14 protein-coding genes and 1 tRNA gene are annotated in these 21,214 nt (G+C 33.9%); 3 read left to right on the forward strand and 12 right to left on the reverse strand.

The genetic code is table 11. The annotated features are described in order from the left end of the window. Positions 1 to 15 precede the first annotated feature (15 nt). Positions 16 to 2,190: a S9 family peptidase gene (locus tag PHR76_RS01545; protein WP_300057684.1), complete on the reverse strand. Its 2,175-nt coding sequence runs from the start codon at positions 2,188 to 2,190 to the stop codon at positions 16 to 18. A 162-nt stretch (positions 2,191 to 2,352) separates the two neighbouring features. Between PHR76_RS01545 and PHR76_RS01550 the strand changes: the two genes are divergently transcribed. Beyond that, positions 2,353 to 3,669: a hydroxymethylglutaryl-CoA reductase, degradative gene (locus PHR76_RS01550; RefSeq protein WP_300057687.1), complete on the forward strand. Its 1,317-nt coding sequence runs from the start codon at positions 2,353 to 2,355 to the stop codon at positions 3,667 to 3,669. Positions 3,670 to 3,672: 3 nt separating this feature from the next. After that, positions 3,673 to 4,593 carry a GYDIA family GHMP kinase gene (locus PHR76_RS01555; protein ID WP_300057691.1) on the forward strand — a complete coding sequence of 307 codons (921 nt, stop codon included), beginning with the start codon at positions 3,673 to 3,675 and terminating at the stop codon, positions 4,591 to 4,593. Positions 4,594 to 4,677: 84 nt separating this feature from the next. On the opposite strand, the gene PHR76_RS01560 is transcribed toward PHR76_RS01555, so the two are convergent. The 7 genes from PHR76_RS01560 to PHR76_RS01590 all read right to left on the reverse strand — a co-directional run bounded on the left by PHR76_RS01560 (position 4,678) and on the right by PHR76_RS01590 (position 12,387). Then, entirely contained in the window at positions 4,678 to 6,780 is a 2,103-nt protein-coding gene (locus tag PHR76_RS01560; protein ID WP_300057694.1) for a peptidylprolyl isomerase, read from the reverse strand. Positions 6,781 to 6,955: 175 nt separating this feature from the next. Continuing rightward, a complete protein-coding gene (locus PHR76_RS01565) occupies positions 6,956 to 8,221 on the reverse strand; it encodes a hemolysin family protein (RefSeq protein WP_300057697.1) in 1,266 nt (421 codons plus the stop codon). Positions 8,222 to 8,227: 6 nt separating this feature from the next. Next, on the reverse strand, positions 8,228 to 8,416 hold the full coding sequence (locus PHR76_RS01570; protein ID WP_300057699.1) for a hypothetical protein: 189 nt from the start codon (positions 8,414 to 8,416) through the stop codon (positions 8,228 to 8,230). 51 nt (positions 8,417 to 8,467) lie between these two features. Next, a complete protein-coding gene (lptC, locus tag PHR76_RS01575; protein ID WP_300057701.1) occupies positions 8,468 to 9,022 on the reverse strand; it encodes an LPS export ABC transporter periplasmic protein LptC in 555 nt (184 codons plus the stop codon). A gap of 3 nt (positions 9,023 to 9,025) precedes the next feature. Then, on the reverse strand, positions 9,026 to 10,387 hold the full coding sequence (locus PHR76_RS01580) for a tetratricopeptide repeat protein (protein ID WP_300057704.1): 1,362 nt from the start codon (positions 10,385 to 10,387) through the stop codon (positions 9,026 to 9,028). A gap of 19 nt (positions 10,388 to 10,406) precedes the next feature. After that, positions 10,407 to 11,660 carry a hypothetical protein gene (locus tag PHR76_RS01585; protein WP_300057706.1) on the reverse strand — a complete coding sequence of 418 codons (1,254 nt, stop codon included), beginning with the start codon at positions 11,658 to 11,660 and terminating at the stop codon, positions 10,407 to 10,409. After that, a complete protein-coding gene (locus tag PHR76_RS01590; RefSeq protein WP_300057708.1) occupies positions 11,653 to 12,387 on the reverse strand; it encodes a type III pantothenate kinase in 735 nt (244 codons plus the stop codon). Before PHR76_RS01590 ends, PHR76_RS01585 begins: the two co-directional genes overlap by 8 nt. 98 nt (positions 12,388 to 12,485) lie before the next feature. Between PHR76_RS01590 and PHR76_RS01595 the strand changes: the two genes are divergently transcribed. Next, positions 12,486 to 12,558 (forward strand) — tRNA-Phe (locus PHR76_RS01595). A gap of 49 nt (positions 12,559 to 12,607) precedes the next feature. Here PHR76_RS01595 and PHR76_RS01600 read toward each other — a convergent pair. The 4 genes from PHR76_RS01600 to PHR76_RS01615 all read right to left on the reverse strand — a co-directional run bounded on the left by PHR76_RS01600 (position 12,608) and on the right by PHR76_RS01615 (position 21,213). Then, a complete protein-coding gene (locus PHR76_RS01600; RefSeq protein WP_300057711.1) occupies positions 12,608 to 15,478 on the reverse strand; it encodes an AsmA family protein in 2,871 nt (956 codons plus the stop codon). Positions 15,479 to 15,583: 105 nt separating this feature from the next. Further along, positions 15,584 to 18,469, reverse strand: a complete 2,886-nt coding sequence (locus tag PHR76_RS01605) for an alpha-amylase family glycosyl hydrolase (protein WP_300057713.1) — start codon at positions 18,467 to 18,469, stop codon at positions 15,584 to 15,586. A gap of 67 nt (positions 18,470 to 18,536) precedes the next feature. After that, entirely contained in the window at positions 18,537 to 19,580 is a 1,044-nt protein-coding gene (locus PHR76_RS01610; protein ID WP_300057716.1) for a SusE domain-containing protein, read from the reverse strand. Between the two features lie 31 nt (positions 19,581 to 19,611). Then, positions 19,612 to 21,213, reverse strand: a complete 1,602-nt coding sequence (locus PHR76_RS01615) for a RagB/SusD family nutrient uptake outer membrane protein (protein ID WP_300057718.1) — start codon at positions 21,211 to 21,213, stop codon at positions 19,612 to 19,614. Between the last annotated feature and the right edge of the window lies 1 nt (position 21,214).

Here is a 21,214-nt window from a genome sequence, read left to right on the forward strand (position 1 = left end):
GTTTTGGTTAGTTAATTATAAATTTTGGTTAATATAGTTTGTCATTTTGGTATATAATTGTAATCGGATTTTTCCTCCATAAATTCCGTGATTGGTATCTGGATAAATGGCTTGGTCAAATTGTTTATTGGCTAATTGCAAAGCCCTAATCATTCGGGTTGCGTTCTGAAAATGCACATTATCATCTGCCGTACCGTGAATAATTAAATAATTTCCTTTTAATTTATCGACATGATTAATAGGTGAATTTTCATCATATCCACTTGCATTTTCTTGTGGTGTTTGCATATAACGTTCGGTATAAATCGAATCATAAAATCGCCAATTGGTTACCGGAGCAACAGCAATGGCCATTTTGAAAACCTCATTTCCTTTTAAAATACAGTTACTAGACATAAATCCACCGTAGCTCCATCCCCAAATTCCAATACGAGCGGCATCAATATAAGCATATTTGCCTAACTCTTTAGCGGCATCAATTTGGTCTTCCACTTCATATTTTCCTAATTCTTTTTGGGTTACTTTCTTAAAAGCTGCTCCTTTAAAACCAGTTCCGCGACCATCTACACAAGCTACTAAAACGCCTTGTTGAGCCAACATCATGTGCCAATAATCATTAGCTCCTAACCATTGATTGGCTACTTGTTGTGAACCTGGTCCACTATATTGAAATAAAAGTAAAGGATATTTTTTGGTAGCATCAAAATCTTTTGGTTTGATAATATACGCATTCAATTTGTGTCCTTTTTCGGTTGTGATTTCAAAGAATTCTTTCGTTGGGAGGTCATATTTTTCAATTCGTTTGGCCAATTCATCATTTTCTACAATGAATTGAACTTGTTTTCCGTCTTTAGAATTCATTAAAGTATAACTTGTTGGACTTGTTGCACTAGAATAAGCATTGATGAAAAATTGAAAATTTGGACTAAACGTTGCGTTATTCGTGCCAACTTTTTGGGTTAGACGTGTTTTGTTTTTTCCATCTACTTTAATTTTGTAGACATCCCGATTGATAGAACCATTTTCTACCGATTGATAATAAACTTGCCCATTTTTTTCGTCAAAACCATAGTATGCGGTTACTTCCCAGTTTCCTTTTGTAATTTGATTACGTAATTTCCCTGATTTGTCATAATGATAAATATGATTAAACCCATCTTTTTCAGAAGTCCAAATAAAACTATTGTCTTTTAAAAAAGTAAGGTTGTCTGTCACGTCTACATAAGCCGCATCTTTTTCGTTTAAAACTACCGTTGTTGCTCCTGTTTTGGCATTTACAAAAACTAAATCCAAATTATTTTGATGACGATTTAACACTTGAACACTTAACGTATTGGCTTCATTTGTCCATTTCATCCGAGCAATATAAAAATCATTGTATTGACTCATTTTGATGGTTTGCGTAGCATTAGCAACAACATCATATACATGGAGAGAAACTAACGCGTTTTTTTCACCTGCTTTTGGGTACTTAAAAACTTCTTGCGTAGGATATAATTCTTTTCCATAAACATCCATTGAAAATTCAGGAACTAAAGTTTCATCAAATTTAATATAGGCCAAATGCGTACTAGATGAATTCCAATCGAATGCTCGAACAAAGGCAAACTCTTCTTCATAAACCCAATCCGTTACGCCATTAATAACCTGATTTTTCTGACCATCGGTTGTAATTTGTGTGTGTTTTTTGGAGGCTATATCAAAAATATAGAGGTTGTTTTGGTAGGCATAAGCAATTTTTTTGCCGTCTGGAGAAAAAGCAGGCTCTTGAATTTTATAATCGGCTACTTTTTGTACGGATTTAGACGCGATATCATAAATGTAAAAATCGGCCACAGAAGAATGTCTAAAAATGCGTTCTTCATTCATCGCAATAAGCATTTGCGTTTCCGATTGGTTAAAGGTATAACTATCAACTGCTGTTAATTCTGATAAAGTTTTAGTATCTAAAAGCGTATTTACTTTTTTTAATGTAGCAAATTCGTACAAATCAATCTGATAATTTTTAGCTGCTCGGTCATAATTTAGGACCGTATATTGATTCGTGTTTTTTAAAGCTTGCAAAGCATCCATTCCTTTTGCTCGGAAAGTTCCTGATGCCCAGATATCTTCGAGTGTGATTTTTTGCTGCCCAATTGCTGTAAAAGATGTAATTAGAAATAAGAAAAAAGCCTTTTTAAACTGATTCATTTTTGGGTTGTTAAAATATGGTTCAATTTTAGTAAAAAAATTGCAATAATCCGCGATTTAGAGTGTTAAATAGCATTATTTTTAATTTAAGGGTCTTATTAATTTTACAAAATTACCAAAGGAAACTTTATCTTTGTGATTCATTTGATTTAAGCCATTAACATGCATCACCAAATTTCAGGATTTTCAAAATTGAATAAAACCGAAAAAATTGATTGGATTGCCAAACATTATTTTTCACAACCGCAGGAAGCCATTGCGTTAATTAAGCGTTATTGGAATAGCGATGAAAAACTGCAACAATTGCATGATGAATTTATTGAAAACACCATTACCAATTTTTATCTACCACTTGGAATTGCCCCTAATTTTTTGATAAACGGCAAAAAATACACAGTTCCAATGGTGATTGAAGAAAGTTCTGTAGTTGCTGCAGCAGCTAAATCAGCAAAATTTTGGCATTCGCGAGGCGGATTTAAAACCACTATTTTGGGCACTGAAAAAATTGGTCAAGTCCATTTTATGTTTACTGGTGAATCGTCAACATTGAATGCTTTTTTCAATCATATTAAACCAAAATTTTATTCAGAAACAGAAAGCATTACCAAAAATATGCAAAAACGCGGCGGCGGAATTTCAGAAATTCTATTAGTTGACAAAACTGCCGATTTGGAAAATTACTTTCAACTTCATGCTACTTTTGAAACAAAAGATAGTATGGGAGCCAATTTTATCAACTCTTGTTTAGAACAATTTGCAAAAACCTTAAAATCAGAAGCCCAATTTTACGATGCTTTTACAGAAGAGGAGAAAAACATCGAAATAGTAATGAGCATTTTATCAAACTTTGTCACAAACTGTATTGTTCGAGCAGAAGTTTCCTGTCCGGTAGAGGCTCTTTTGGAAAAGCAATTGGAAAACCCTGCCGAATTTGCCGAAAAGTTTGTTAGAGCCGTTCAAATTGCTAAAATCGAACCTTATCGAGCCGTAACGCATAACAAAGGAATAATGAATGGTATTGATTCGGTTGTTTTGGCAACGGGCAATGATTTCAGAGCTGTTGAAGCAGGTGCTCATGCGTATGCAAGTCGGAACGGGAAATACAGCAGTTTGTCTAATGCTACAATTGAAAATGGCATTTTTAGTTTTTGGCTGGAAATTCCATTGGCTTTGGGAACTGTTGGTGGATTAACGTCATTGCACCCCATGGTCAAACTAAATTTAGAAATTTTAGAAAAACCCACAGCCCAAGAGCTTATGCAAATTGTAGCTGCTGTTGGTTTAGCACAAAACTTTGCTGCCTTACGTTCATTAACAACCAAAGGAATTCAAGAAGGTCACATGAAAATGCATTTGAACAATATTTTAAATCAATACCAAGCCACTGTTGATGAACGCTTAAAAATAATGGCTTATTTTAAAGATAATTCAATTTCTCATGCTTCTGTAGCAGATTTTCTAACACAATTACGAAAATAATTTATGTTAAAAAAAACGTATTATAGTAATGGCAAATTACTTGTAACAGGAGAATATGTCGTATTAGATGGTGCTATGGCCTTGGCTTTGCCCACACAATTTGGCCAAAACCTTATCGTAGAACCAGGAAAATCGAAGGAAATCAATTGGAAAAGTTTTGATGCGGATGGAACAACTTGGTTTGAAGAGAATTTTTCGTTTGACACGATTCTTCATGAAAATAAAGATTTTATTGACAATCCAATTCACCGAAGATTAGTTGGAATCTTGCACGAAGCCTTTCAAATGAATCCAGATTTTTTATTAGCCGATTACGGCTATCAGATTACAACCCAGCTTTCATTTCCAAAAAACTGGGGTTTAGGCACCTCGTCTACTTTGATAAATAATTTAAGTCAGTGGTTAAAAATCGATGCTTTTGAATTATTGCAACGCAGTTTTGGTGGAAGTGGGTATGACATTGCGTGTGCCAAAAAAGATACGCCAATTGTTTACCAGTTGCTCCATAACGAACCTCACTATCGTCCGGTAGATTTTTATCCGCCGTTTCACCAACATTTATATTTTGTTTATTTAAATCGGAAACAAAATAGCCAATCGGCCATTGCCAATTACATTAACAAGCAAAATGAAATTGGAAAAACAATTGAGAAAATAAATACCATTACGAAAAACAGTATCGCCACTAGCGACTTAAAATCATTTGCTTATGAAATGGAGAAACACGAAACCATTTTGAGTGACCTATTAGAAATGAACACCATTAAAGAAGCGTTTTTTGACGACTTTAATGGTGTTGTAAAAAGTTTAGGAGCTTGGGGTGGCGATTTTGTTTTGGCAATCACCAAGGAAGACCCAACCGGTTATTTTAAAGAACGCGGATTCGAAACGGTAATTCCGTATGAGAAAATGATTTTACAATAGAAACAATCACCTTTTTATAGACCAAATTAAAACAAAAAAATCCCAACCTTTCGATTGGGATTTTTTAATATACTATTAGTTGACCTAGTAATTAAACTGAAATCTTGTATCTGTAATTTCTGCTTTTTCTTTTAAAGCTGGAAAAACACGATTTACACCTTGAGCACTTTGAGCTTTCAACGCATTTAATTGAGCTGAATAATCTTTAGTTGGCAATGCTTTAGTTACCGTAGTTGTTTTTAAAACAAAAACACTAGCATTTCCTTCAATTGGAGCAGAAATCTTATTTGCAGCAGTTGAAAATGCTAAACCAACAACTTTAGGTTCATATCCAGAAGAGGCAACCATTGGACTTTCTAGTGTAATATCAGCTGCATTTTGTACTTGAACAGCATTTGCAGTTGCAATAGCTTCTAATGAAGATCCTTTCATTTTAGCCATGATTTTTTCTGCTTTCTTTTTATTTTTCAAGATAGGTTCAACTCGTACACGAGCATCTTCAATATTCAACAAACCTTCTTCATTAATCTTTTTCAGACGAGCGATAACGTGTCCAACTTTTGGAATTTCAAATCGTTTGATTGTATTTACATCGGTATCTTTTTCAAAAGCCCAACGAACTACTTGTCTTTGTGGCCCTAATTGTCCTAAGTTCTCATCAAAAGCTTTCACTCTCACGGCAGGAACTGCAGTTAATTTTGATTCTTTCAAAGCTGTTTCAAATGATTTTTCTGTAGCTGCTACTTCAAATTTCACCGCATTCGTATAAGCAACTTCAGAAGTTTTTTCTGATGCTTCAATTTTTTGTGCAATCGTAGCCAAACGAATAGCATCTTGCTTATCGGTCACTTGAATAATATGGTAACCAAATTCTGTTTCTACTAAACCAATTTTTCCAACAGGATTATTAAAAACGAAATCGTTAAATGCTGGCACCATTTGACCTGGACTAAAGAAGTCTAAATCTCCTCCTTTTTGTGCAGAGCCTTGATCTTCGGATACTGTAAAAGCTAACATGGTAAACGAATCTGGATTAGCATTAATTTGAGCCATTAATTCATCAGCTTTTACTTTTGCTTGTTCTTTTGTTCGGTCTTCTTTTGGCTGAGCTCTAGAACCCGTGAAGCTAATTAAGATATGACTTGCTCTTGCTTTTGCACCAGCTTTTCTTCCCATAGAACGGCTTAACGCATAATAATCACCATATTGGTATGGGCCATAAATTTGTCCTTCTGCTAAATTAAAAATTTGTTCTGCATGTTCTGCTGGCAAATCTGATTTTCCAACATAGGTTGAATCATATGGGAAATCTGAATTTGCATTTACAAATTCTACTAAATTTGGTGTGTTTGCAAAACCAACAATGGTATCATTTGCACCTGTTTCTTTATTATAAACCACTCTTGGATTTAATAAAGCACTCAATTTATTTTGAATATCGGTTTTATCTGCATCAGAAGGTTTGTCTTCCATGACAACATATTCGATTTCTCTAGTTTCTTCTGATTTGAATTTTTTCTCATTCTTTTTCATGTAGTCTACGATTTCTTGATCGGTAACTGCTACATCGCTATCTTTAATAGAAGAATAAGGAACTGCAACATAATCAAAACTTACTTTGTTATTTTGCATTTCATATTTAAACTTGGCATCATTTTGAGTGGTAAAAAAACCGCCTTTTACCAATGAGCTATACAATTGGTATTTTGAATTGATATTGGCACTGGCCTCTGTAGATTCAAAATATTCTACTTCTTGCGGATTTGAACTCGCTTTAATGTATTCTCTGTATTTATTAATGTCAAATTGCTTTAACTCATTTTGAAAGCTAGGATTTTGACCAAAATTAGGATCACTTTTTAAGGTTTCAATTAAGTGTTTTTCGCTAATACGAATTCCTAATTTCTCTAATTCTTCTGTTAATAAAGCTACATTAATTTCTTGCTCCCAAACTCGATTAACGGCTTGAGTAGTTGACATACCTTGACCTGATTTTTCAGTATTTGCAACTTTAAGTCGAAATTCTTCAAATGCTATGTCTTTTCCATTAATGCTTCCTACATTATTCGAAGTAGATGCAAATCCACCACTGTTGATAACATCTGCCAATACAAATGAGAATAATGCCAACGCAATTATTACAATTAAAATAAAGGAACGCTGTCTAATTTTTCCTAAAATCGCCATTTTATTACTATTTAATTTTATTTCAGTTTGCGAAAATACAATTATCTATGAAATAAAGATAATGAAATCGATATATTTTATTTAATTTTTGTAGTCGTTAAAAAAAGAAGAGAAAAAAAGAGAAAAAAAGCTTCAAAAACCGTTCAAACCTGACTGTTTAAAATAGGATTTTGAGCTATTCAACCACAGTCATGGTGACCAACTCAATTTTTTTGTTTGTGGCTTCTTCGATTATAAAATGGAAGTTTTTAATTTCAATTTCATCGCCTTTCGTAGGAAATTCTTTAGTATGATTGATAATGAATCCACCTAAAGTAGAATAAGAGTCTTCTTCTGGGATATTAAGTTTGTAGGTTTCGTTGATATATTCGACATCTAATCGGGTAGAAAAACGAAATTCTCCTTCTCCAAGTTGCTCTTCAATTAAGGTTTCGTCGTGGTCATGTTCATCTTCAATTTCGCCAAAAAGTTCTTCTACAATATCTTCTACGGTTATCATTCCGGAAGTTCCACCATATTCGTCTAAAACAATGGCAACACTTTTTCGTTTTTTGGTCAATAAATCCAACACATCTTTAATAAACATTGTTTCGGGAACAAATTCGACCGGAATTAATACCGATTTAATGGTTTTAGGCTTTCTAAAGAGTTCAAAAGAATGCACATATCCAATAATATCATCGAGGGAAGACTGATAAACTAAAATTTTAGAATAACCTGTTTCAATAAACATTTGTTTGATTTCGTTGACCTTATCGTGAATCTCGATAGCAGCAATTTCTGTTCGCGGAATCATGACATCGCGGGCTTTTACACCAGAAAATTCTAAGGCATTTTGGAACATTAAAATTTCTGAATCAATCGATTCATGATCTTCAACAGAATTCATTTGTTCTGAAATAAAATTTCCTAATTCCACTTTACTAAAAAACAATTGGGTTTCATCACCCTCTGTTTTAAATACTTTTTTGAGTACAAAATCAGATATCCAAATCACAAAAATGGAAATAAAATATAATAATAGGTAGAAAACATATGCCGGAATGGCAAATATTTTCATAAATGTATTGGCGTAAATTTGGAAGAAAACTTTCGGCAAAAATTCAGCTGTAAGCAAAATAACTGCTGTAGAAATTAGGGTTTGAATAAGCAAAATTTGTATGGGCAACTCGCTTGAGTTAATATAGGAAGGGAATATTGCTTTGATGATTAAATCGCCCATCATAAAGCCATAAACAACTAAGGCAATATTATTACCCACTAACATCGTGGCAATAAAAAGTGACGGCCTTAGGGTTAGTTTGGTTAGGATTTTAGCAACAATTCCTTCTTGTAATTTTTCTATTCCGAGATATACTTTGTTGGAGGACACAAACGCAATTTCCATTCCCGAAAAAAAAGCGGAAAGCAGTAGACAAATGACGATAATACTGATTTCCATCGTTAATTACTTTTTATCATTATCCATTTTCTTCATAAACTTTCGTCTAAAGAAGAACATAAAAATAGCCATTGCAGCAAAAAAGAACATGAGCCACGGGCTTTTTTCTTCTGAATCTAAGTGAACAACGCCTTGATAAATAAAAAACCCGGCGGCAAAAAGATAAAAATATTGAATGTATTTAAGGTATGTCATTGTCTTATTGTTTTGTTTGTAATGTTTAACACTGCTTTGTTACTTGATAAATTATTCAGCATCATTAATCAAACCATATACTTTTTGAAAGTTAATTCGTTTAAAATCTTTACTAAAATCGAGTCCTTCACCAGTTGAAAGCCCTTTGTTAGGGTCTGTAAATTTAAACTTTTTTTCGGTAAAAAACCATTCGTTTTTTTGGTCGTAGTACAATTGCTCGGTTTCCAAATACTGTCCGCCATCAGAAGTCATTTTTACATTACCTTGTAAATCGATGATATCCGTGCCTTTAAAAGTAATCGCGTAGTTGGCTTGGATGTAATTTTTCTTACCGCTTTCATCGTATAACGTCACATCAATTCCTTTTGGAAATTCTGTAAAAGGATATTGGGCTGAGCTATAATCAAACATTTTAGGCCCTTTTAAAATGGCTTTTATTCTTCCTGAATCGGTATATTTCATATTAACCGAATCTGCTTCGCCCGTAGGCATGAATTCAGAAACATTGAACTTCTGAATTTCTTTAAAATTACTTTCACACGCAAAAAACAATGTCACAGCAAAAACTGTGACACTGATTTGTACTATTTTTTTTAATAGGTTCATTTACTATAAACTAGGAACCGTAATGCTTCTTCCTACCCAACATTTAAAGCTAATACTTTGACCTGCTCTACCTGAGTTAAAAATCTCTTGTTTAGATGGAGCCAATCGATCATAAGAAGCAGCAGCGTTATTTCCTGCTGTTGTACCCGCTTTACGAGCAGTTTGAGCAGCTAACCAATAGATTGCTCTTTTTTCGAATGGATCATTACCACATTCATTGGCACTGTTGGCATATAATTGAGCAATATAAACATGTGCTTCACCCATGGATGGTTTTGCTGCCAACGCTTTTTCTGCATAAGCTCTTGCTTGTACTTTGTTTCCGTTACCGTAAATGTTTCTGGCAATCGTATAATATACATTTGCTTTTTTAGTATTGTCTTTTTGCAATTCTGCTGATTGGTTAAAATACTCTAACGCTTTAGTGGTATTCTTTTTAGAATAGAAAGACACTCCTAAGTTGTATGCTGATTCTGCAGTTGGATTTAATTTATGTAAGGCATCAGAAATTTTAGAGAATAATGGATCTTCTGAACATCCTTTTCTATCTAAACGTTCTGCAGCTCTTCTTAGCCATTCTTCGTTGTTTTTATTTTCTTCATAACTAGCACCTAAAAACGGTATTAAACGTTCACAAGTTGCCAATTGAGCAATTTTAGCATCCATACTTGAACGAATAGTTTCAAACGCGTCCATGTTAATCTGGTGATTTTCTTTGTACCGGTTTTCTTTGTCTGTTAAAACTGTTCCGCTATCTTCTTTCTGAATTAAAGCATCTAATGCATCGGATACTACTTTTTCTTCCTCTCCAATTTTATCAGAGATTTCATCATATTTAGTAAAGATATCTTGTAATTTAATTCCTTTTTTTCCAGCTTCAAAATCATTTACATAGATTTCAAAATAAACATATAATGCTTTTGGATTACTAAAATTATCTTTGTCTGTTTTAAAAGCTGTATCTAACAACTGATAAACCTCGTCTGAAGTACCCACATTATTTTCAAAAAGGGCCATTGCTTTTTTAACGTCAATCCCTTTTACTTTAGCAGGAAAATGAGTTCTGTATTCATCTTCCAACTTCATTAATTCACGTACTTCTTTTTCTTTATCTGCAGGTGTTTTGGCATTATCAATTCTGAAATTATAAATTCTCTCCCCGTAGATATAAGTTGCTTCACTTAAAGTAGCACAGTCTTTTCTAAGTTCTTGAAGATGTTTAAAGGTTTCTTCACCATAATTTTTAGTTTTGGCCATTTCTGCAAAAATGGATAGTTTTTCAGCACAGTTCACTGTGGCTTGACCAAACACATTTGAAGTTAGCACTACTAAGAAGGCTGATAAGATTGTTATTTTAGTTTTCATATTATTTAAATTTTTACTTTTAATCATATTTTCTTTTAATAAACCATTTGTCGTTTAGAGAGAAGCTTACACTTAAGTTTGAATAATTTTCTTGAATGAGTCCACCGTATACTGTTCCTCTACTTCCGTACTCATAAGTGATATTAATATTTGAGAACGAACCTTTGATTGGTAAACCTAAACCAAAAGTTATGCCATAATTATCTATTGCCTTATTATTTAAAACTAAACCTGTGTTTTGATAATTAAAACCAGCCCTGTAAGTAATTCGCTTATAGTAACTTGAAAAAGAATTATAATCCGGTAAAAAATAACCTCCAACATTATATTTAGTGACATTTTCATAATTCACATCATCAATATCAGCAAAACGATTTCCTAATCCGCTACTTTTTACAAAAGTTAGTTCTGCTCCAACTGACCATTTTCTTACTTCACCAATTCCTAAACCCAATCCAATTTTTGAGGGATATTTAATTTTACTATCTGGAACTAGAATGTCTTCTTCATTTATAATAATTTCTCCAAAATTATCTGTTAATTGAATAATCGCGATACTTCTTTCATTTGAAGCATTTAAAGTAGTTTCTGGTGAATAAATCAAACTACCAAAAACAGTTCTTTTTTTATCGATTAAACGACTATACATTAAACTCGTATTAAAGTTAAATCCTGTAATTTCGCTTTGATTTAATTCTCTTGTTCCATATTGAACTGCGGAGAGAAATGTAATGTTGTTAGTAGAAACATTTCCAAAATTAAAATTAGCATCGGCACCTACTTGAAAATTCTTGTTAATTTTATAGCCAACCCCTCCATAAATTTTATTTATTCCACCTGAGCCGGTAAACTGAGAAATTGGAATACTCGCATCTGTATTGTCACTTCGAATCTTATAACCAACAGATGTAAAAGGCATGGCACCAAATGCAGTAGTAAAACGTTTAGAAATTGGAATGGCCAAAGCGATATAATCAATAGAGGCTCTTTTGGCTGATTCAGATTGCTGTTCAGTTTTAAAATTAGTGTAATTAAAATTACCTCCAATAGTAAAAGTGGTATTCATTATGTCTGATAAAGAGGCGGAGTTATTGATATTTATATGAATTGAATCTTTTATCATATTGATTCCGCCCATTGCTCTATTTTCTACATTCCCTTTGAAAACAAAATCACCAAGTCCATAATAAGAATAAGGAGAGGAAGAGGCATTTTGTGCTATTGCAGAAAAAGAAAATACCAAGCAAAAAATGATACTAATTTTTTTAATCATTGTTGATTTTATATTGAAAAAATTGGTTTAAACTTTCTAAAAGAAAATTTGAATTGGCAAATATGGTATTTTTTAATCTTTTAGCCAAAAATTCGGCGTCGCCACCCGTTAAAATTATGGTAAAATTTTCATTCTCCAATTGATACTGCTCAATAAAGCCTTCGATTTCATAAATTAACCCATTCACCACACCCGAATGGATGGATTGATTCGTAGTATTTCCAATAAAATGAAGCGGGTTTTCTTTTGTCAATAAAGGCAATTTTGCCGTAAACTGATGCAGCGATTCATAGCGAAGTCGTAATCCAGGTGAGATGGCTCCACCCCAGTACTTATTTTGAGCATCAATAAAATCATAGGTCACACAAGTTCCCGCATCGATAACCAATCGATTTGTATTGGGAAACAACAAAGTAGCTCCTGCTGCCAAAGTGAGTCGGTCTATTCCAACTGTTTGGGGTGTTCCATATTTATTCTGAAAAGGAAAATGATCTTCATTTGATATAAAGTGAACCGAAATCGACTTTGACAATTTACTAAAATCAAAATCTACTGTTTTTCCAACTGATGAAACTACTAAATGAGCAATTTTTGGGTACTGCATGAAAATATTTTTAAAATTTTCAGTGGCATTCTCTGGCTCAAAGCCAAACAAATCGATAAGCGTATTGCCCTCAAAGACAGCACTTTTAATTCTTGTATTTCCTACATCAATTGCTAAAAGCATTTTTATAATTTGAATTGGCTAAGATACGAATTGATTTTTTTTCACAAATGTTTTGGATAAAATAAAAATCGTACTATATTTGCACCCGCAATAGCAACGGTACCTTAGCTCAGATGGTAGAGCAATGGACTGAAAATCCATGTGTCCCTGGTTCGATCCCTGGAGGTACCACTTAAACCCGAATAGTTCTATTCGGGTTTTTTGTTTGTTATAAATAATCTTAATTTCGAATCGAATCCTTAACTGTTTCTGGCACTTGTTGCCCTGGTGATTCTATTTTTTTGGGGATAGGCGTTTCAGGGATTTGTTGAAATGGCGTTTGTGTTTTTTTTCCTGTTTTATCCTCATAATTAGGTATTTGCGTAGCATCTACAAACTCCGTTTCTTCCAAATCTTCTGTTTGTTTGCCAATGCCAATATTTGGATTTTCTTGATTTCCTGTCACTTTAATTGGTATTCCTATGATTCCTAAAGGAGGCAAACCTAATCGCATTTTTAAGTTTAATTTACTGTCAAAACTAGATTCTCCTTCTACACGCATTCTAAATCCAGCTGCTCTAAATTTAAAACGTTCAATTTTGATAAGGTTATTTTTAATAGTAGTTTTAATGTCCACTTTTGATAAATCGGGATTCGTTAAGCCTTCGGATTGCGTTTTTTTACTAACCACATTAAACAATTTATAACCATTCATTTTTACCTTGTTGACCGATAAAATACCACCACCAACTAAAGAAGGATAAATCGGGCTCATTGATTGGTCTAACTTTCCTGCTATTTTATAGTCAAGGGAAACAATTCCTTCGGCAAATTCTGCTGCAGAAACCATTGCTTTAAACATTGGTAATTCGGCATAAGCCCGTTTAATATCGAAATCTGTGGCTTTAATAGAAAAACCAAAATCAGCTTGTTGCTCTGACTCATCAAAATAGTGAGCACTCATGTTAACTTTTGTACCAATAATTGAAAAACCAGTATTTTGAAGACTCAATTTCCCTTGATTAAGGCGTAAGTTTCCTGCTAATTGTTCAATCGGTATTTCGTCAAAAATGACTTTTTGTGCCGCTGCTGTAAGGTTAAAGTCAAAGCGTTTCGGAATGACTATTACACCAGCAGCCGTCTCTGCTGTTTCAGCTTCTTGAGTTTGTTCAACGGTGGTTTCTGACACAAATTCGTCGACGTTTATCAAATTAGAGCGAACAGAAAAATTGCCTTTTAAAACCTCTGATTCAGCTAGAAAAAAATTAATCACATTGTGCATTTCTCCTTCCATCATAAAATCAGATTGACCATAAGTAGCTAGGAAATTAGTGAAATACATATCATTTTGATTAAATACAAACGTTCCTTCTTCTATCACAAATGGTTTGGGTAAATAGTTGGAAGTAGTTTTTATCTTTTTCAAATACATCGTTCCCTTATTCTCCAAATTAGCATAATTTCCGTTGGTTGCATCGCTTTGCTTTCCTTTAAAGGAAACATCTACTCTTGCAAAACCGGTCATATCAATACCTTCAGCAGAAAAGACTTTGTAAATTTTTTCAATATCTAATTCGCCTTTTGCTTGAATGGCATAAGCAATGTCTTCAAAGTTTTCAAATGAAGCACTAATTGAAAAAGGCTTGTTTTCAAATTGAAAACTGGAAGGTTTTATTTGAATTTTCAGCTCTTTAAATGTTCCAGTTTTATTTTCGGCTGAGGCAAATAAATTAATTTTTTCGATAGGATTTGGATAATAACTTGTTTTGAGATATCCATTTTGTAAAGTAAAATTTCCTGTTGTAATTGGAAATTGTTTCTTTTCCCTATCATAAACTCCTTTTGCTTGAATAGCTGTATTTAGTATTCCTTTTACATCCAAATTTTGAATTCCTAAAGCTTGATTAAGTTTATCTAAATCTAATTTGGCCTTAATTTTTGCTTGTATGGAAGGTTTGGTAATTCCGATAATTTCAATGGTTCCGTTTAAAAAATCTTTGCCAACGTCAAAATAAATCGAGTCAATTTTCAAAGCAAATTGATCTAAATCAAGTTGTGGTAAACGCGTATCGAGATTTAAAAATATATTTTTTGCAGGTAAGTTTGCTTTTTGATGAGCGATAAAACCTTCTCTGATTTTCATATTAAAATGAACATCTGGTTTTTTATTTTCGGAAGCTATATAGTTTCCTTTTAATTCAAACAACAAATCTGTTTTTCCAGTAATCTTTGTATTTTCTAACCATTGAACATAATGTGGTGGCATAGCCGTAAAAAAGTCGTTCAAGTGACTATTGTCTGATTTTACGACAAAGTCTAAAGCATATCCATTTTTTAAGAAATTGAATTTTCCTTTGAACTCAACTGGTAACTTATTGATTTTTAAATTGTTTTGCTCAAATACAAAGGCCAAAGAATTGGTGTTGATTTTTGTAATTAATTCGGCATTTACTTTTTTATTTTTTAAATACGGCTCATCATTCATGGTAAAATCAAACGATTCGATTTGAGCATTGGTTTTCAAATCAAAAATGGCATCATTTAAATCGCCTTTGCCAAGATAATTAAACCCTTTGGCAGAAATCAAGATTTTCGTCGACTTATCATCATAATTCAAGTTCATTTTTTTAATATCAATTCGCTCTAATTTTAAGGATGCAGAAGACGAATTTGCCTCTTTTTCTTGGCTATCCGAAACATAGACATTATAGTTGGGTTGTCCTTTTGAATTTACTTTAATATTGATATTTCCACTAGTAACAAAAACCTTATCGATTTTAATTTTATCTCCAAAGAAAATCGATTTTACATTGATTCCGAATGCTACTTGTTGAGCAGAAAGCAAGGTGTCTTTTTCAAAAGGAGCGGACCCTTTGAGCACAAAATCATCTAACGTTAAAGTTAAAGAAGGAAAATGAGAAAAAAATGAAAGATGGGTTTCCGTAAAACTCAATTCGCCTGCCAGTTTTTCATTGGCAAATCCTTTGACTTTATCAGTCAGTGCTTTAGGAAAAAGAATAGGCAATATAAAGAGCAAAAACAACAAGAAAACAACTGACAAACCTGTAATTTTCAGCACCTTAAACACGCGACTTTTGACATCTTTTTTCATAACGCGAAAGTAAATATAAACTTATAATATACCAAAAAACAAAAATTAAAAAAACCCAACTAAAAAGTTGGGTTTTCAAATTCTAAACACTAACTAACTCTAAATTTAATTTTTAATTAATTTCATTGACTTTTCACGATTATTTAAATCTTTTACTCTTACAAAGTAAATACCTTTAGTAAGGTCACTCACATCAAATCGATCGTTTTCATCATAGCCTTTTTCAAAACGTTTCACAACTTGACCAGTCACAGAATAGATTTCTACACTAGTCGTAGGAATTGTAATTGAAAAAGAATCATTCGCCGGATTTGGTGCCAAAGCAATATCATCTCTCAATTCAAAAGAATCAGTACTTAGCGTTGGCAAACGATTTCCATACACTTTAAATTCACCTGGTGCTAATGTAATTTGAGCCGTTGTACTCGTTACATTGATAGGTGCTTCGGTCATTAAATCATACCAAGTTCCGATGTAAGGAAAATCAGGTGTAATATTTTGATTGGCTACCGAAAAATTGGCCAAAATAACCACATTTTTTAATTGAGTTGAAGGCAAGGAATTATTGAATACATAAATTCGTTGACGGATGTTATTTCCGTTTGGACTTATAGAATATTCTCCATTAAATACCGGTTCATTTTTCTTTAGAGCAATAAACTTGGAATAGGCATTATAAACCGAATTTCGCAAGGCATCACCCAGCCAGTTTTCAACCCATTGTGGTTGTGGTTTGGTATCTAATTTACAATCTCCTGGAGCGGTATCATAATCGGTATTAACTGTACCATTAGAACAGGTGAAAATAGAATCATCCATTCCTAATTCTTGAAAATGCCAAATCATTTTTGGCCCAGGAATTAAGATACTAGTCGCTCCTATAGCTTTCATTCTCGGAATGGTATTATTCAAATTATTATTAACCGGAGCAGTTCCGCCACCATTTCCAAAAGTCACGGCTTCATAAATAATTCGGTCTTTATCATGACTTTCTGGATAACCCAATAATCGTTTTCCTTGAAAACCTCTACTCACGTGGCCCATTCGCGAAATGTCTGCATTGGCAGAATTTCCGCTAATTAACTGTTTGTAAGGCGTCCAAAGCTCACCCCACATCATCACTCCTTTTCCTTCATTTATCCGATAATTTGCCCATTGTTGTTCTTCATTATCCGAACCTAAATGTTCAAAAATAGCATAGTGATTTGGGTCTATTGACCAAGAATAATCGGCATATTCTTTTAATACAGCAACTCTATCTGCTTGATAATTGTTGGTACATGTTTCGTCACCGGCAGTACAATTTTGAGTAAAACCTTTCGTTAAATCCCAACGAAAACCATCAATTTTATATTCTTGTATCCAGTGTTTAATAACACGTTTGGTATAGTATTTTGTTAAAGCAGATTGGTGATTAAAATCATCGCCAACACCATAACTATGTCTTGCCACAGTATTAAAGTAAGGATTATCGGTTGCTGGCGGCCCCCATCCATCACCATCTGGATCACTCATCCACATTCTCACGCCAGGATTTCTGCCAAAAGCGTGGTTTAATGCTACATCTAGAATGACTGCAATTCCGTTTTGGTGGCATAAATCTACCAATTCTTTTAGTTTTGCTTGTGTGCCATAAAATTTATCTAAAGCCATATGAAAGGCTGTATTATATCCCCAAGATTCATTTCCTTCAAATTCCATGACTGGCATTAATTGAATTGCATTTACTTTTAAATTGGTAAAATAACTCATTCGATTAATTAAATCTTGGAACGTTCTATTGGCATCAAAATCGCGAACTAACACTTCATAAACCACTAAATTGTCTTTATTTGGTTTTTGAAAATTTAAAGTCGCCTGACTCCATGGGTAAGGTTGTTGACCAGTTTGTAAAACCGTAACTTCTCTTTCTTGGCCTTGCGGATAAGCTGGCATATTAGGATAACTACTGTTTGGAATCCATTCATCATCATAAGGCGAAAGCACTAGAGTAGAATACATATCTGCCGCTTTTACTAAAACAGGAGAATTAGTGACAGGCGTTTGATCGACTACCCAATACTGATAAGTATATAATTCACCTGGATTTAATCCGGTTAATTCTAACCAAAAAATATTAGTAGACGGATCTTTTTTCATGGCATATGAACTATTAGGTTGCCAGTTATTAAAGCTTCCCGCAACATATACAAAATCTTTTCCGGGAGCATTTAATTTTAACGTAGCTCGCGTGGCATCGGAAGGATTATAGTTTATTCCGTCCTCTACTCCGGCAGGAACTGCTTGTGGAATTACGCCTGGATTAACCAAAACACTAAACGATCTAAAAATGGTACTAGACCCTTGTGTAACTTCTAAAATATAATTTTGATTTGAAGTTATAGTTGTATGGTTGTAGGAATAACTTGAAGTTGATGGATTTGAATTCAGCACCGCTCCATTCGATTTCAACACATAACTAGCGTTTCCACCGGTATTATTGGCTGCGATAGTCAAACTTCCGTTAGCATTAATGATTGTCGCACTATTATTGGCAGGAGAGGTTAAATTAACCTGAAACGTTCCCACATTGAAAATAAAGTCAGTACAAGAAGGTGCTTCTTTTAAGGTTTGAGAACCATTGGCATTTCTAAATACCATTCCTAATTTGGTAGCATTGGCTTGTTGTGTTGCATTGATTCCAAAATAAACACTTGGAGTCAACGTAATCGACCATGTTCCATTTCCGTTATTGGTCATTAATCCGAGACCATTATCTTGTCCCCAGTTTCCAACAACTGAAAAACCAAAAGCATTTGTGTCATCACCAATGCCGGCATGCATATAAACTTTAGCAGGATTTGTTCCCATCAGGTTACAAGCTTGAGCAGCAGTTGATACGGTAATGGTAATTTGGTCTGTCACATTAAAAGTAGAAGGAGTAATGGTTACTTGACCAGAAACAATTCCGGAAAATAGTGACAATATAAAAATAACTATATATTTTTTCATAGTATGAATTTTAAATGATAAAAAAGGGCTGTTGTATAACAGCCCTTTTTAGGAAAAAAGTAAAAAATTATTGAGCTATTAACTCATAAGTATATAATCTAGGATTAGATAAATCTAATTTAACCAAATAAGTACCTGCTACACTCACCGAAAGATTCCCTCCGTCTTGAGTCAAAGCTGCTGGATCACCACCAAAGTTGATTGTCCAAGCGTCATTTGCTCTAAATTTGAATTCATCAGCCGTTAACGCCATAATACCTTCCCACATTTTAGTGTCAGCATTATATGTTAATGGTGTACTAGCATCCCATCCACCTGGAGTGGCTGCACCAATGATGCCCCAATTGGTTAAAGTAGTCGAGTAAGTTAATGCGGTTGTATTAGCATTTACACGATAATAACCAGGAACTGCAGAACAATCTGTTTCATCTTGTTCTACTAAAATACCAGAAAATGAACCATCATCACCCCAATCCGTATTACCCCAATTGAAAGCACCTGAAGCATCTGGAGCTAAAAACTTATAGCTACCATCTAACCATACAAATCCTTCATAATCAGTTTCTCCATAAGCAGAAGAAGCCAATCTAGGTGCTGTAGGTGGATTCCAACCTTGATGATTACCAGGAACCGCGATTGCTGGTAAACTTGTAGAAAATGTTGTAACCAATACAGTTACAACATTTGAATAAACAGGTTGAGAACTTATTGTACCCGTATCCGATTTAATTCTAATATCTAATGCTTCTTCAACAAAAGGCGTTAAACCTGCTGCTACTGCTGCGTTATTTAACTCTAAAACGGTCCAAGTGATAGTAGTTCCGTTTGTAGTTGATACTTCGATAGCATTTTCAAAGTCAGTTCCTCCAGCAGCTATTTCTACTGTATAGGTTATAGCTGTAGGCGAACCATAATCAGCATCTTCCCAACTCACAGTTAACGCTGGGTTAGTATCTAATTCAGGTGTTAAAACTACCGAAGTTCCAGCATCTGGAGTTAGAATAGCAAATTCAGCTGGTGGCGTTGTAAACATTAAATCTTGTTCGTCTTCGCAAGACCAAAACCCAATGGAAATAAGGGCAACTAGGAATATATTTAATTTATTTTTCATTTGTATTTATATTTATGTTAAAAGATAGTTATTAATAACCGGGATTTTGAGTTAAATTAGGATTTGATGCCAAAGAAGCTTCAGGAAGTGGGTACAATTTTAAGTGATTAGAAATTGAAATTCCATTTGATCCATTCCCTTTCCACGCCCAATTATAGGCTCCACCAGTATATTTATTAAAACGGATTAAATCTTGTCTTCTGTGTGACTCCCAGTGTAATTCTCTTGCTCTTTCGTCAAGTATAAAATCTAGGGTTAATGCTGAAGAATTAATATTTGCCGCAGAAGAACCATTGTTAGCACGTTCTCTCAAAGCATTTACATATCCTAAAGCAGTTGAAGTAGATGCATTTCCAGCTCCTCGTAAAGCACATTCAGCATACATCAAGTAAGCATCTGCTAAACGAAATAAAGGAAAATCCGTATCAACAAAAGTTGAGTTTGGCCCTACAGCACCTGTAGAAGAAATGTTTGAGTATTTACCTAGAATATAACCTTGGTCTCTGTTCGCAACATCGGTGATATTAATGTCTCTAGAACCCGAAATAATAGTGTTTCTAGTATCATTATCAAATTCAGCTCCATTGAATTTTTCGACAAACTGCTTTCTCAAGCGAAGAGCTCCGCCCCAAGCACCAGCACCAACTCCAAAAGATTCGCCATTCTGTTCTATAGAACCAACTTGACCATTTATCATTACGGTGGTTGGACCATAATTTTGAGTTACATTTCCATCAGATTGAATTGCAAAAATCATTTCAGGAGATAAATTATTATCAGCTTTAAAATTATTTAAATAATTTGAATTTAAAACATATCCTCCTGAAATAACAGCATTACACTGATCTACGCAATCTGTATATCTATTTGTATTGATATAAACCTCAGCATTTAAATACATTTTTGCTAAAATCATGTGAGCAAAACCTTGGTCTAAACGACCTGATTCATTTGTTTTTGGAGCTTTTAAATTTGGAATAATAGCCAATAATTCAGACTCAACAAATTCAAACAACTGCTGTCTGTTGTATTCAGGACCAGCAGTATTAATTGGATCATTTTCAGTTACAAAAGCTGCTTTTCCAAATAAATCCATTAAATGATAGTAGGCCAATGCTCTTTGTGCTCTAGCCTCATATCTGTATGCCTCGATATCAGCAACTTCTTGCGTACTTGTTATACCTCTAGAAGCTAGTTTTTCAGGAGTTGATTCTCTTAAAAACTCGTTTACTAAAGCCACGTGATACATTCCTCTACTATACATTCCTCTAAATATAGGATTGGCTGCATTCCAAATGTTTCTTTGAATTTCACGAGTGCCTGGGTCATTTTCATAACTCCAAATCACTTCATCAGTAGCAAGGTCTTGCATATACCACAAACATCGACCATATTGACTTGTTCCAGCATCTACTCCACCAATATTTGATGAGCCAGAACCATCTGTTCCAGTTAACGATAAATTACCATAAACCCCAGCAATAGCTCTTTTATATGCACCTGGCTGACTGTAAAACTCGTCGACGGTCGTTGACAAAGGATCTTCCGGTGTCACGTCTAAATCATCCATACATGATTGCATAAAAAATGCAAATCCTAGTAAAGCGATTAATTTAACATTTATTTTTTTCATA

It is taken from the genome of Flavobacterium sp. (assembly GCF_028689845.1).
In the GTDB taxonomy this organism is placed as follows: Bacteria; Bacteroidota; Bacteroidia; order Flavobacteriales; family Flavobacteriaceae; genus Flavobacterium.